The 13,065-nt window shown below is 67.5% G+C and carries 14 protein-coding genes; 10 read left to right on the top strand and 4 right to left on the bottom strand.

Translation table 11 applies throughout. The features are described 5' to 3' along the window. Window positions 1-38: 38 nt before the first annotated feature. On the bottom strand, window positions 39-530 hold the full coding sequence (locus ACLARN_RS01280; protein WP_409489635.1) for a hypothetical protein: 492 nt from the start codon (window positions 528-530) through the stop codon (window positions 39-41). Window positions 531-832: 302 nt separating this feature from the next. On the opposite strand from ACLARN_RS01280, the gene ACLARN_RS01275 reads away from it, so the two are divergent. From ACLARN_RS01275 to ACLARN_RS01260, 4 genes are read left to right on the top strand one after another with little or no spacing between them, the layout of a single operon-like run. Further along, window positions 833-1,480 (top strand): ABC transporter permease, encoded by a 648-nt coding sequence (locus ACLARN_RS01275; RefSeq protein WP_409489634.1) that lies wholly within the window; start codon window positions 833-835, stop codon window positions 1,478-1,480. A 7-nt stretch (window positions 1,481-1,487) separates the two neighbouring features. Next, window positions 1,488-2,663: an ABC transporter ATP-binding protein gene (locus ACLARN_RS01270; protein ID WP_076163941.1), complete on the top strand. Its 1,176-nt coding sequence runs from the start codon at window positions 1,488-1,490 to the stop codon at window positions 2,661-2,663. Then, window positions 2,660-3,436, top strand: coding sequence for an ABC transporter permease (locus ACLARN_RS01265; protein ID WP_409489433.1), 777 nt, complete (start codon window positions 2,660-2,662; stop codon window positions 3,434-3,436). Before ACLARN_RS01270 ends, ACLARN_RS01265 begins: the two co-directional genes overlap by 4 nt. Window position 3,437: 1 nt before the next feature. Beyond that, window positions 3,438-4,397: a glycine betaine ABC transporter substrate-binding protein gene (locus tag ACLARN_RS01260; RefSeq protein ID WP_409489432.1), complete on the top strand. Its 960-nt coding sequence runs from the start codon at window positions 3,438-3,440 to the stop codon at window positions 4,395-4,397. Window positions 4,398-4,689: 292 nt separating this feature from the next. On the opposite strand, the gene ACLARN_RS01255 is transcribed toward ACLARN_RS01260, so the two are convergent. After that, a complete protein-coding gene (locus tag ACLARN_RS01255) occupies window positions 4,690-5,154 on the bottom strand; it encodes a DUF6474 family protein (protein WP_409489431.1) in 465 nt (154 codons plus the stop codon). Between the two features lie 90 nt (window positions 5,155-5,244). Between ACLARN_RS01255 and ACLARN_RS01250 the strand changes: the two genes are divergently transcribed. The 3 genes from ACLARN_RS01250 (at window position 5,245) to ACLARN_RS01240 (ending at window position 8,374) form a co-directional block, all read left to right on the top strand. Beyond that, window positions 5,245-6,891 (top strand): TM0106 family RecB-like putative nuclease, encoded by a 1,647-nt coding sequence (locus ACLARN_RS01250; RefSeq protein WP_409489430.1) that lies wholly within the window; start codon window positions 5,245-5,247, stop codon window positions 6,889-6,891. Between the two features lie 81 nt (window positions 6,892-6,972). Beyond that, window positions 6,973-7,581 carry a PadR family transcriptional regulator gene (locus ACLARN_RS01245; protein ID WP_409489429.1) on the top strand — a complete coding sequence of 203 codons (609 nt, stop codon included), beginning with the start codon at window positions 6,973-6,975 and terminating at the stop codon, window positions 7,579-7,581. 118 nt (window positions 7,582-7,699) lie between these two features. Further along, entirely contained in the window at window positions 7,700-8,374 is a 675-nt protein-coding gene (locus ACLARN_RS01240) for a class I SAM-dependent methyltransferase (RefSeq protein WP_409489428.1), read from the top strand. 71 nt (window positions 8,375-8,445) lie between these two features. Here the strand turns inward: ACLARN_RS01240 and ACLARN_RS01235 are convergent, their stop codons facing one another. Continuing rightward, window positions 8,446-9,204 (bottom strand): SDR family NAD(P)-dependent oxidoreductase, encoded by a 759-nt coding sequence (locus ACLARN_RS01235; RefSeq protein WP_076163947.1) that lies wholly within the window; start codon window positions 9,202-9,204, stop codon window positions 8,446-8,448. Between the two features lie 161 nt (window positions 9,205-9,365). Between ACLARN_RS01235 and ACLARN_RS01230 the strand changes: the two genes are divergently transcribed. Then, the gene (locus ACLARN_RS01230) at window positions 9,366-10,676 is read left to right on the top strand and encodes a UDP-glucose dehydrogenase family protein (RefSeq protein WP_409489427.1); all 1,311 of its coding nucleotides are present in this window, start codon (window positions 9,366-9,368) and stop codon (window positions 10,674-10,676) included. A 66-nt stretch (window positions 10,677-10,742) separates the two neighbouring features. Here the strand turns inward: ACLARN_RS01230 and ACLARN_RS01225 are convergent, their stop codons facing one another. Next, on the bottom strand, window positions 10,743-11,321 hold the full coding sequence (locus ACLARN_RS01225) for a TetR/AcrR family transcriptional regulator (protein WP_409489426.1): 579 nt from the start codon (window positions 11,319-11,321) through the stop codon (window positions 10,743-10,745). A 114-nt stretch (window positions 11,322-11,435) separates the two neighbouring features. On the opposite strand from ACLARN_RS01225, the gene ACLARN_RS01220 reads away from it, so the two are divergent. Together ACLARN_RS01220 and ACLARN_RS01215 are read left to right on the top strand one after the other, a co-directional pair. Next, window positions 11,436-12,629 carry an FAD-dependent monooxygenase gene (locus ACLARN_RS01220; protein ID WP_409489425.1) on the top strand — a complete coding sequence of 398 codons (1,194 nt, stop codon included), beginning with the start codon at window positions 11,436-11,438 and terminating at the stop codon, window positions 12,627-12,629. 96 nt (window positions 12,630-12,725) lie between these two features. After that, window positions 12,726-13,049: a hypothetical protein gene (locus ACLARN_RS01215; protein WP_409489424.1), complete on the top strand. Its 324-nt coding sequence runs from the start codon at window positions 12,726-12,728 to the stop codon at window positions 13,047-13,049. The last annotated feature ends 16 nt before the right edge of the window (window positions 13,050-13,065 follow it).

Here is a 13,065-nt window from a genome sequence, read left to right as displayed (position 1 = left end):
TTCGGAGACCTCGCCGGATTACGGGGATCAGCTGGGGTTCAGGAGAACAGCGGCGGGCCACGCCTGCCGTGGACCCGGCGGAGGTCCACACCGACGAGGTGACCGGGCCCCGCCGGACGGGCGAGTACCGGTGTCACCGCCGCGGCGGGCACCGGGAGCGCGTTGAGGATGAACGGGACCAACGTGCGCAGACAGGCGAGGACGCCGAGCAGCAGTCCGTCGGCCTTGGCCAGCAGCAGCGCGGTGACCAGTGTCGCGACGACGTGGGCCACAGTCATCGCGAGCCCGCCCGAGAGGGGTGCGGGTTCGTCGTGCATCAGTTCGTGATTGCTCAGGGAGCTGAGCACGAGGTGCATCACGACCTGGCCGGCGCCGAGGTCGATGATCGTGGCGAGGGGGCCGCGCGCCTTCGCGGCGAGCGCGGCGGCGTTCCAGCCGATGAGCACGGTGAGCAACAACGTCATCGCCGTATCGGGTACCTCGCCGTCCCCGAGCACGTGAGCGGTCACGGCCAGTGCCGCGGAACTCACGCCCAGCAAGCCACCACGCACGGCGCGTAACGCGCTTCGGTGATGGCTGCCCTTACTCACGGGTGAAGAGTATTCGACGTACTGCCGGGCGGTCGATCTCCTCCCGGCTGTTGAGCAGTGGGAAAGACACCGGCGGGACGGCGCGTGCGTTTGCCCATTTAGGCCGAATGGGGAAGGTTTACGGGATAAAAGGCGGTAAACCGGGGTTTGACCGCGCGTGTTCTGGGTAGTCAGGCTCCCGATACAGCTACTCCGAATGGGTGAGGACTCTCACTCAGAGGCGGCGGGAGAACCAGCACGCGATGAACCTCTTCGAGTACATCTCGGATCGGTGGGACAGACTCGCCCTCCAAGGGCTTCTCCATGTCAGCGCGGTCGTGCAGTGCACGATCATCGCCGCCGTGCTCGGCGTGGCGATCGGGGTCGCGGTCTACCGCAGCCCGATCGGGTCGGCCGTGGCCACGGCCTTGGCGAGCACGATCCTCACCGTCCCCTCCTTCGCCCTCTTGGGCCTTCTCATCCCGGTTTTCGGCCTCGGTACGAACACCACCGTCATCGCTCTCGTGCTCTACGCGCTGCTCCCGATCGTGCGGAACACGATCGTCGGGCTCGGCGGCGTCGATCCAGCGATCAGTGACGCGGCACGCGGCATCGGTATGAGCCGGTTCGGCGTGCTGACCAGGGTGGAGCTGCGGCTCGCCTGGCCCGCCGTCCTCGCCGGGATGCGGGTCGCGACGCAGATGCTCATGGGCATCGCGGTCATCGCGGCCTACGCGAAAGGCCCGGGCCTCGGCTCGGAGGTCTTCTCCGGTCTCACCAACGCGGGGAGCACGAACTCCCTCAACCAGGCGCTGACCGGGACGCTCGGCGTGGTCGTCCTCGCGCTGGTCCTCGACGCCGTTTACGTCCTGATCAACCGTCTGACCGTCTCAAGGGGTGTCCGTGGCTGAGTCAACTATGGGGTCGCCGGAAACCGTATCCGGCGTCGAAATCGAGCTGGAGAACGTCTCCAAGCGCTACCCCGGCACTCGCGAGCCCGCGGTCGACGAGTTCTCGATGGTGGTGCCCGCCGGCAAGATCGTGGTCTTCGTCGGCCCGTCCGGCTGTGGCAAGACCACCACCATGCGGATGATCAACCGGCTGATCGAGCCGACGTCCGGCCGGATCACCATCGGCGGTGACGACGCGCTGAAGCTCGACGTCGACACCCTGCGCCGTCGCATCGGCTACGCGATCCAGCAGGCCGGGCTGTTCCCGCACTTCACCGTCGCGCAGAACATCGCGGTGGTGCCCGGCCTGCTCGGCTGGGACAAGAAGAAGGTCAACGACCGGGTCGAGGAGATGATGGACCTGGTCGGGCTGGACCCGGCCGACTTCCGCGACCGCTTCCCGCGTCAGCTGTCCGGTGGTCAGCAGCAGCGTGTCGGCGTCGCGCGGGCACTGGCGGCGGACCCGCCGGTCCTGCTGATGGACGAACCGTTCGGCGCGGTCGACCCGATCACCCGCGGCAACCTCCAGGACGAACTGCTGCGGTTGCAGACCGAACTGAAGAAGACGATCGTCTTCGTCACCCACGACTTCGACGAGGCCGTGAAGCTCGGCGACAAGATCGCGGTGCTCGGCAACCAGTCGAAGATCCTCCAGTACGACACCCCGGACGCGATCCTCGCGAACCCGGCCGACGACACGGTCGCCGGGTTCGTCGGCGCCGGTGCCTCGCTGAAGCAGCTGACGCTGCTGCGGGTCCGCGACGTCGAGCTGAAGCAGGACGCCCTGACCGCCGCGGTCAGCGAATCGCCGTCGGACGTCCGCGAGAAGCTGACCCGGCAGCGGAAGCATTTCGTGCTGGTGCTCGACCAGCGTCGTCGTCCGATGCGGTGGGTGCATGTCCGCGAGCTGACCGCGGCCACGTCGCTCGCCACCGCGGGCAAGCCACTGCGCGACTCGGTCAGCCTCCAGTCGACGCTGCAGGACGCGCTCGAAGCCATGCTCGCCGAGGGCGGCAGCGTCCCGGTGACCGGCGCCCGCGGCGAGTACGCCGGGACGATCGAGCTAGACACCGTCATCTCGACGATCCAGCAGCTGCGCGAGGAGCACTCGGACGACAACCCGGCGGAAGGTGTGACCGCATGACGGCCGTCGATACCGGGTTCAGCACCGAGTCCTCGTCGAGAAGCGCCGAACGGGTCCGGCTGTTCGCCCAGCCGGCGGTGGTCCTGCTGATCGTCGTCGGCGTGCTGATCTGGGTGTTCGCCAGCGACCTGACCGCCACGGAGAAGGAGACGCTCAACGCCACCGGGCTGCTCGAAGCGCTGCGCGACCACCTGGCGATGACCGTCGTGGTCACCGCGATCGTGGTCGCCGTGGCGGTTCCGCTCGGCGTACTCGTGACGCGGCCGTACGCGAAGTGGGCGGCGCCGGTGTTCCTGGCGGTCGCGAACATCGGCCAGGCCGCGCCCGCGCTCGGGGTGCTGGTGCTGTGGTTCATCGTCACCGGCGCGACCGGCGGACTGTGGGTCGCGGCGCTGCCGCTGGCGTTCTACTCGCTGCTTCCGGTGCTGCGGAACACGATGGTCGGCCTGCAACAGGTCGACCCCGCACTGATCGACGCGGGCCGCGGCATCGGCATGTCGGCCTCCGGCGTGCTGTGGCGGGTCGAGTTCCCGCTGGCCATCCCGCTGATCCTGGCCGGCCTGCGGACCTCGCTGGTGCTGGCCGTCGGCACGGCGACGTTCGGCATGTTCGTCAACGCCGGCGGTTTCGGCCTGCTCATCGACACCGGCTACAAGCTCAACCTGACGAAGGTGCTGATCACCGGTTCGGTGCTCGCCGTCGCGCTGGCACTGCTGGTGGACTGGCTGGGCGCGGTCGCGGAACAGTTCTTCGGACCGAAGGGACTGCGCTGACATGCGATTGAAAGCGATTCTGGGCACAGTCCTGTTGTGCGGCACGCTTTCCGCTTGCGGACTCGAGGTCAACACCGCGCTGCCGTACAAGATCGAACCCGGTTCGATCCAGCCCATCGAGGCGCTCAAGGGCGTCGAGGTGACGGTGGGATCCAAGGACTTCACCGAGAACATCATCCTGGGCTACATGGCCGAAATGGCGCTTTCCGCGGCGGGCGCGGACGTCATCGACCTGACCGACATCAAGGGCTCGAACTCGTCCCGACAGGCACTGCTCGCCGGCCAGACCGACGTCACCTGGGAATACACCGGCACCGGCTGGATCAACTACCAGGGCAACGAACTCCCCGTCCCCGGCGGGGAACAGGCCCAGTACGAGGCCACGAAGACGGCTGACGAGGCGAAGTACGGCGTCACCTGGCTGAACTACTCGCCGCTCAACGACCAGTACGGCTTCGCGGTCACTGAAGCCTACGGAGCGGCGAACAACCTGAAGACGACGTCGGATCTGGCGGCGTTCCTCAAACAGAAGCCCGACCAGGGCGTGTTCTGCCTGGAGACCGAGTTCACCAGCCGCCAGGACGGATTCCCCGCCGCCGTGCGGGCCTACGGATTCCAGAACCCGGTGATCAAGAACTTCGGCATCGGCACGATCTACTCGGCCGTCGCGAGCGGGACCTGCCCGATCGGCGAGATCTTCACCACCGACGGCCGCATCGCCGGACTCAACCTGCGCGTCCTCGAAGACGACAAAAAGGCGTTCCCGCAGTACAACGCCGTACCGACACTGCGCTCGGACTTCCTGAAACAGCACCCGGAACTCCGCGGCCCACTCGAAGCCGTCGCCGCGGCCATCGACAACGAGCAGATGATCGAACTGTGCAAGCAGGTCGACGTCGACGGCCGCGACCAAGGCGAAGTCGCCTACGAATGGATGAAGAAAAAGGGCTTTATCGGCTAAATCTGTCGAGCGCTGACGGAAACGTGCCGAAGGGGCGCCGTTCCGCTTCCACCTCGCGGTGGGTGCGGAGGGCGCCCCTTCATCACGTTTCCGTGGGCCTTCGGCCCGAAAGAGGGCGCTCGACGGTGAAGTCTCCGTCGGGCGCGGGGCGCCCTTGGGGAGACCTCTCGGCTGGGTTCGGCCGCCGTCACCACCCGTCTGGCGGCACCGGGTCGTGTTATGAACGGACCGTTTATAACAAAAAACGTTATGAACGGTCCGTTCATAACAGCCGTTCAACCCCGAAGCGGTGTCAGATCCCGAGGCGGTGTAGGAGCTTGCCTTCCAGCTGGTCCAGCTCCCCGGCCACGGCCCGGTGCGCCGCCTTCCGCCGCGCGGCCGGCATCCGCTCCGAAGCGCGGACAGTCGCCGAAAGCTGCTCCAGCGTCCCCTGCGTGTCCTTCGCGAAGGCCACGTCGGCGTCGGTCGCCTTCGCGGACTTCTTCAGCTCCGCGAGTCCCTGAGTCAGCCCGGCGATCCGCGCGTGCAACGCGGCACCGCGTCCGCTGAACTCACCGAGCTGGTCGACGGCGACGCCGAGCTTCTTCGCTTGATAACGGTCGTACAGCTCTCGCGCGGCACCCGCCGCTCGAACGGCGTACGGCGCGATCACCGGCAGTACGGCCGGACCGAGCACTTTGGCCACCGCGATGGCGTTCTTCGCCTTCTTCGGGGTGATCCTGCCTTCGGCCTCGACGGCTTTGGCCTTGCGCGCCATGGCACCTCCCACGCTGTGTCACTGACGAACTTACTGGTCCCCGAAGTGGCGGGCATGGCGGCTTGCCGGTCGCCTTCTAGAGTGTTGTCTGTGAGTAACGAGGTGCTACTGGACGCGGGAGCGGTGAGCCGCTGCCGGCGTCGCGTGCACCTCGAACACGATCCGGCGATGCGCGAGGTCCCGCTCGCCCCGCCCGACCCCGCCGCGCAGCAGCGGATCGACGACGCGTCAGCGCATCGCGAGGCGATCGTGCGGCAGCTTATGGAGGCGACGGGACCCGGCGTGAGCTGGGTAAAGATCCCTCGCGACCTTCCGGCCGCCGAGCGTGTGCAGCTCACCGAAGAGGCCTTCGCCGCCGAAGCGCACTACATCTGGGGTGCCTTGCTCCCGGTGGATCGTGCCGGTCACCGGCGTGGCGGCTCCGAACTCTTGGTCCGTACCGGTGATGGTTACGTGCCGGTGCTGGTCGTGCGGCATCGCATCACCGATCGCGGCGCGGGCGCGCCGACCACGGTGATGACCGACCTCGACCCGGCGAACCGGTTGCCGGACGCGGCGCGAAAGGTCCGCTCGCAGCCGCGCGACCAGATGCGGCTCGCGCACCTCTACCGAATGCTCGAAGCGCTCGGGAAGCACGAAGGCCACCGAGCCATCGGCGGCGTCATCGGACTCGACGCGGACGTCGTCGTCTGGCACGACCTGTCCGCGGGTACCTGGCCGGGCGGCCGGAGCGCGCTGACGGAGTACCAGAGCCGCTTCGCCGACAGGCTCGCCATCGCGACTGCGGCCGCCGAAGGCGAAGAGCCGCTGGCTGAACCTTCGCGCGTCCTCGAATGCCGTCGCTGCCCTTGGTGGCCGACGTGCGAGGTCGCGCTCACCGAAACCCGTGACGTCAGCCTGGTCGTCCGCGGCGAGGACGCGATGGAGCTCCGCCGCGCCGGGGTGTCCACAGTGGACAAGCTGGCCGCGCTCGACCCGGCCGACGAGCCACCGCCGATGAACTGGACCGGCGGCACCTTCGCCGACGCGATCATCCTCGCGCGTGCCTGGCTCGCCGATCTCACGATGGTGCGCAAGGTCGATCGGATCGAGGTCTCCCGCGGCGACGTCGAGGTCGATGTCGACATGGAGAGCTTCGGTGATTCCGGCGCGTACCTGTGGGGTTCGCTGCTGACCGGCGCCGACATCGGGATGGAGCAGGGGTACCGGGCCTTCGCGACCTGGGAGCCGCTGCCGACGGCGGACGAGGCGCGGTCGTTCGCCGAATTCTGGGCCTGGTTCAAGGAAGTCCGCGAGCGCACGCTCGCGGCGGGCCTGACCTTCCGTGCCTACTGCTACAACGCGCTCGCCGAGAACCGCTGGCTCTTCGGTTCCGCCGACCGGTTCGGCGAATACCCCGGCGTTCCCACGAAGGCCGAGATCGCGTCCTTTGTGGACTCCGAGGAGTGGATCGACCTCTTCCGCAGCGTCACCGACCAGTTCCTGTGCTCGCACGGCAAGGGGCTCAAGGTGATCGCCCCGGTCGCCGGCTTCGCCTGGCGCGATCCGGAAGCGGGCGGCGAGGCGTCGATGAGCTGGTACCGCGACGCCGTCGGCATGGACGGCGGTGTCCCGGACGACCTGCAGCGGGAACGGCTGCTGCGCTACAACGAGGACGACGTCCTGGCCACACACGCGCTGCGGAAGTGGCTGACCGACCACGCGCAGACGTCCGTGCCGTACATGAACGACCTCTGATCTCTCACGAACCAAGACACTTGCGATCGCCTGCGCTTCTCCGCATACTCGTAGACGAGTACTCGTTCACGAGGAGGACCGGTGAAGCGACGGAAGGTCGGCAACCTGCTGGCGCTGGCCATCTTGTCCACGCTCGTCGAGCGCTCGATGCATCCGTACGAAATAGCCTCGATCCTCAAAGCGCGCGGCAAGGATCGCGACATGGGGATCAAATGGGGCTCGTTCTACACGGTCGTCCGCAACCTGGGGAAACACGGTTTCATCGAGGCCGTCGAGAGCACTCGCGACGGCGCGCGCCCCGAGCGAACGGTGTACCGGATCACCGACGCCGGCCGTGACGAAATGCTCGACTGGCTGCGCGAACTCCTCGCCGAACTCGCGCCGGAGGAGCCGAAGTTCGTCGCCGGGCTTTCCGTGATGGCGTGGCTCGGGCCGGACGAGGTGATCTCGCTGTTCCGCACCCGGCTGGCGGCGCTGGACGAGGAGATCGAGCGCTCTCGCGGAGAACTCGAACGGCTGATCGAGGAGCTGCCGCGGCTGGTGCTCCTGGAGGGCGAGTACCGCCTGGCCATGCGTATGGCCGAAGCGGAATGGGTCCGTTCGATCCTGGGGGAACTGACGTCCGGCTCGATGCCCGGCCTCGCCGAATGGCGGGCCTACCTGGCCGAAGGGGGGAGTACCCGCAGTTGAAAGAGCCCCGGCGAGGTGTTGCAGCACCCCGCCGGGGCGACGATCCCGCGACCGGACCCGGCCACGAGAAGGCATCTTGAGGATAGCCGGGCTCCGGGCGGAACAACCTGGAGTGACCATGTCGAACATCAAGGACAGAAAACGGTTCAAGCTCATGCCGGAGATGGGCGGCGCGCTGGCGCGGAACTACGCCCGGCAGCGCGGAACCGAACCGCAGATCGAACTCTGGCGGAAGCAGGCCCGCGAACTCGCCGCGGACCTGCCGGACGGCGCGAAGGTGCTCGAAGTCGCCTTCGGCCCCGGCTACTTCGCCGTCGAACTGGCGCGGCTCGGCTTCTCCGTCACCGGCCTCGACGTCGCGCCGACGTTCGTCGAGATCGCGAGCGAGTACGCGCGAACTCAGGGCGTCGAGGTCGAGTTCCGCGAGGGCGACGTCGCGGGGATGCCGTTCGACGACGAGTCGTTCGACTTCGTCGTCTGCCAGGCCGCGTTCAAGAACTTCGTGTGGCCGGTGAAATCGCTCGACGAGATGTATCGCGTCCTGCGTCCGGGTGGCACGGCCGCGGTGCAGGACATGAACCGGGACGCGACCGACGGCGACATCGCGCGTGAGGTCGAGAGCATGAAACTCGGCAAACTGGCCGCGCTCGGTGTCCGGCAGGCACTCGGCGGGCTCCGGCGGCGCGCTTACACGCCGGTGCAGTTCGGCGGGCTGGTCGCCGAAACCGCCTTCCGGACCTGCGAGGTCACCACCGAGGGCATCAGCCTGGACGTGCGCCTCACCCGTCCCTGAGAGATGACATGAAAGGCCCCTTCATTGCAAAATTTGCAATGAAGGGGCCTTTCATGTCACGCGAAGACGGCTCAGCGAGGGGCCATGCGCAGCGAGCCGTCCATCCGGACCACCTCGCCGTTCAGGTAGTCGTGGTCGATCAGCGACAGCGCGAGCTGCGCGTACTCGTCCGGCCGCGCGAGCCGCTTCGGGAACGGAACGCCTTCGGCCAGCGAAGCGCGGAACTCGTCGCTCACCGTCGCCAGCATCGGGGTGTCGACGATGCCCGGCGCGATGGTCAGCACCCGGATCCCGTGCGACGCGAGGTCGCGCGCGGCCGGCAGGGTCATCCCGACGATGCCGCCCTTGGACGACGAGTACGCCACCTGCCCGATCTGGCCGTCGTAGGCCGCGATCGACGCGGTGTTGATGATGACGCCACGCGCGTTGTCGGCCAGCGGCTCGGTCTTGGCGATGGCTTCGGAGGCGATCGTCAGCACGTTGAAGGAGCCGATCAGGTTGATCTGGACGACCTTCGCGAACAGGGCGAGATCGTGCGGGCCCTTCTTCGAAAGGATCCGCGCGGACGGTCCGATCCCGGCGCAGTTCACCACGGTCCGCAACGGCACCCCGGACTCGGCGGCGGTCGCGACGGCCGCGCGCACCTGCTCCGGATCGGTCACGTCGGCCTCGACGTAGGTGATGCCCTCGACCTGCTCGGCGTTGGCGATGGCACCGGCGAGGTCCAGCGCGAAGACCCGCGCGCCCTTCGCCGCGAGCGCCTTCGCGGTCGCACCGCCGAGCCCGGACGCGCCACCCGTGACGAGCGCCGCGGTATCGGTGATCTGCATGTTCTCCCTTTCGTCGACAACCGTTCCCTAGGTTAACGCTCGTTCGCATCGGTGGGGTGGGTGTGCTGGCTCACGTCGGTGCGCAGCATGTCGTGAGGAGTATTCGGGCCTGAAGTATTCCGTTCGCTCGGAGGTCAACTCAGGCTGTCACCTTCAGCAGCATGAGCGCTGCTCGGATCGTGGTGGTGGGGACCGGTTACGTCGGATTGACCACGGGGGCCTGCCTGGCCGGCCTGGGGCATCGAGTCACTTGCGTCGATGTCGACCAGGCGAAGGTCGCAAGGCTCTCCGCCGGACGAGTGGACATCCTGGAGCCGGGATTGTCCGAGCTGGTGTCGAGGGGGCTGACCAGCGGAAGACTCGAGTTCGTCGTCGGCGCGCGGGCCGCGGTTCGTGATGCTGAGGCCGTTTTCCTTTGTGTGCCAACGCCGATGGGCGCGGGTGGGTCGGCGGACCTGCGGGCCGTCGAAGCCGTGACCACCGAGATCGGCGACGTCATTCCTCCGGGTTGTGCGCTGATCACCAAATCGACCGTTCCGGTGGGGACGTCGAAGCGCATCCAAGCGATGCTCGGCCGCACGGACGTGCCGGTCGTGTCGAACCCGGAGTTCCTGCGCGAGGGCACCGCGGTGGAGGACTTCCTCGGCCCGGACCGGATCGTCGTCGGCTCCGACGACGTCGCCGCCGCCCGCTGGGTCGGTGACCTCTACGCCGACCTCGCCGCCCCGGTCGTCGTCGCCGACGCGGCCAGCGCGGAACTGGTCAAGTACGCGGCGAACTGCTTCCTCGCGATGAAACTGTCCTATGTGAACTCGATCGCCGAACTGTGCGAACGCCTCGGCGCGGACATCGACCTGGTCACCGAAGGGATGGGCTACGACCGCCGAATCGGCCGCTCGTTCCTCAAGCCCGGCCCCGGCTGGGGCGGCTCGTGCCTGCCGAAGGACACCAGCGCGCTGGTCAAGGTCGCCGAGTCCGTGCAGTACGACTTCACACTGCTGACCTCGGCGATCGAGGAGAACCTCGCGCAGCGGGACCGGATCGTCGCGAAGATCGCCGGCGCTGTCGGCGGAACGCTGGCGGGTTCGCGGATCGGCGTCCTCGGGCTGGCGTTCAAGGCCGGGACGAACGACCTGCGCGACTCGCCCGCCCTCGCGGTCGCTTCGGTGCTGGGTGCGCTCGGGGCGGATCTGACCGCCTACGACCCCGCCGTCGGCGGCCAGATCGCCGGGATGACCGTCGTCGACGACCCGTACCAGGTCGCGAAGGCGGCCGACGCCGTCGTCGTGCTGACGGAGTGGGACGAGTTCAAGCGGCTCGACTGGACCTACATGGCCGAGCAGATGGACGGCGACTCGGTCGTCGACACGCGCAATCTCCTGGAGCCGCAACGGATCCTGGACGCCGGCCTGTCGTGGCAGGGCGTCGGGCGGCCGCGGGCGGCGCTGCGGCGGAAGGTCGCCGTCTCCTGACCCACCTGCCTCCCGCGGGTGCGATGAACGGCCCGTTACTTGCAAATTTCGCAAGTAACGGGCCGTTCATCGCACCCGGGAGACGAGCGTCATCAGCCCGTCCACGACCTCCTCGGACGTCGGAGCGTTCTCCGGGTCGAGCATGTGCTGGAGCATGATGCCCGAGTTCAGAGCCGTGGCCACCGCGCCGATCCGGCGCTCGTCCGCCTCGGTGAGCCTCTCCTCGTCGATCCCGAGGATGTCCGCCGCCATGCCACGGCGGCCCTCACGCTGCGCGGCGGCGAGCTGTTTTCGCAGCTCAGGGTGATGTTCGGACTGTACGAATGCCTCGATCGAGGCGATCCACAGCTGACGGTTACGCCCGTAGGAGTCGATCATCGCGCGCCACGAGGCCCGGTACCGCTCGTCGGCCGAGGCGTTGGGGTCGACAGCGTTCATCATCTCCCGCTGGACCTCCTGGCCCCAGTCGTCCATCGCCTGCGAGAACGCCGTCAGCAGCAGTGCTTCGCGCGAGCCGAAGTGGTAGCCGATCGCCGCGTGGCTGACCCCGGCCGCCGCCGCGATATCCCGCACCGTCGTCCGTGACCAGCCCTTTTCCTTGAGGCACTGGATGGCCCCGCTCATCAGGTCCTCGCGATTACCCATGCCCGAGATCCTAGACCACACGGTTTATCCATTTGGTTTAACCAAGCGGCTTGACCAAGCGTGCAAATCTGCCGTACGGTCGTTCCCATCACCACGAACCCACTGGGAGCAGCCATGACGACCACCGTTCTGATCTCCGGCGCCGGCATCGCGGGACCGGCCCTCGCCTTCTGGCTGCGGGAGCGCGGCTTCGCGCCGACCGTCGTCGAGCGCGCCCCGGCCCTGCGCGAAGGCGGGAGTGCGGTCGACTTCCGCGGCGAGCAGATGACCCTGTTGAAGCGCATGGGCATCCTCGAAGACATCCGCGCGAAGGAAACCGCGATGGGCGCGCAGTTCATCGTCGATACGCGAGGAAAGAAGGTCGCCGAGATGCCGTCGGTGTTCTTCAGCGGCGAAGTCGAGATCGAGCGCGGAGACCTGACGCGCATCCTCTACGAGCACACGAAGGACGGCGCCGAGTACGTCTTCGGCGACTGGATCACCGGCCTGGACGAGGATTCGGACGGCGTCACCGTGACCTTCGCCAACGGTGAACCGCGCAGATTCGACCTGGTCGTCGGCGCGGACGGGCTCCACTCGGGCGTGCGGCGGCTGGCCTTCGGCGACGAAGAGCGATTCCGGACCGATCTCGGTTTCCACACCGCCGGCTTCACCGTGCCCAACCACCTCGGTCTCGATCACCTCGGCCTGATCTGCAGCGTCCCCGGCCGGACGGTGATGGCCGCCAGCGGTCGCGATCGCGAGGTCGTCAACGTCAGTTTGGTCTTCGCGTCCGGGCCGCTGGAGGTCGACCGTCGCGATGTCGAGGCCCAGAAGAAGGCCCTCGTCGAGCGCTACGCCGACTTCGGCTGGGAAGCTTCGGCGCTGTTGGAAGGCCTGGGCGACGTCGACGCGCTGTACTTCGATTCGCTCAGCCAGATCCACCTCGACCAGTGGTCACGGGGCCGGGTCGTGCTGCTCGGCGACGCCGCCTGGTGCGCGGGTCCGGGCGGTTCGGGCACCGGGCTCGCGATGACGGGCGCGTACGTCCTGGCGGGAGAACTCGCCGCCGCTCACGGCGACCACGAGGTCGCTTTCGCGCGGTACGAAGAGAAACTCCGCGGTCCGGTCAAGGTTTCGCAGAAGCAGGCGGCCGGGATCGGCACGTTCCTCGCCCCGAAGACCCGGTTCATGGTCGGCTATCGGAACTTCATGTACCGGATCTTGGGTTCGAAGCCGATGACCAAGGTGTTCACGTGGATCACCTCGCGGACGGCCAACGCGGCGACGCTCGAAAACTATGACGCTCCGGTCGCCGCGCGGGGATAGTTTCGGTGGGTGAGGGATGAGAAGGAGTTTCGGAAGGCCTGTTACGAGGCTGCCCGTCGAACACGCGGCCAGGTCGCCCGGTTCGTACCGTCCGACGTGGGACGGAACTTCGAAACCGGCGAGATCACTTATGATCATCGAACCGCCGCGGTGGTGTGGACGCAGGATTGGGACGAGGACGGAAGGCACGAGATCCTCGGCATCGCCGACGCGTTCATCACCTTCGGAACGATCACCTTCGTCGACGAGCCGGGATTGCTAGCCGTTTTGGGGGAGCTCCTTCCCCGGCACCGGTTGTACTCCCGGGCCGAACTCGAAGCGCCGATCGACCTCACGGCAGCGCGCTGGAAGAACCACTATGTCGCCAAGCACTGGCGGCCCGACAGTCTTGGCAAGATCCTCTTCAACTGCTGGGACTGAAAAAGTAGTTAGCAAA

The organism is Amycolatopsis sp. cmx-11-12, assembly GCF_046269425.1.
In the GTDB taxonomy this organism is placed as follows: Bacteria; Actinomycetota; Actinomycetes; order Mycobacteriales; family Pseudonocardiaceae; genus Amycolatopsis.
The sequence above is the reverse complement of the archived record's forward strand: the minus strand, read 5'-3'. Positions and strand labels throughout refer to the sequence as shown.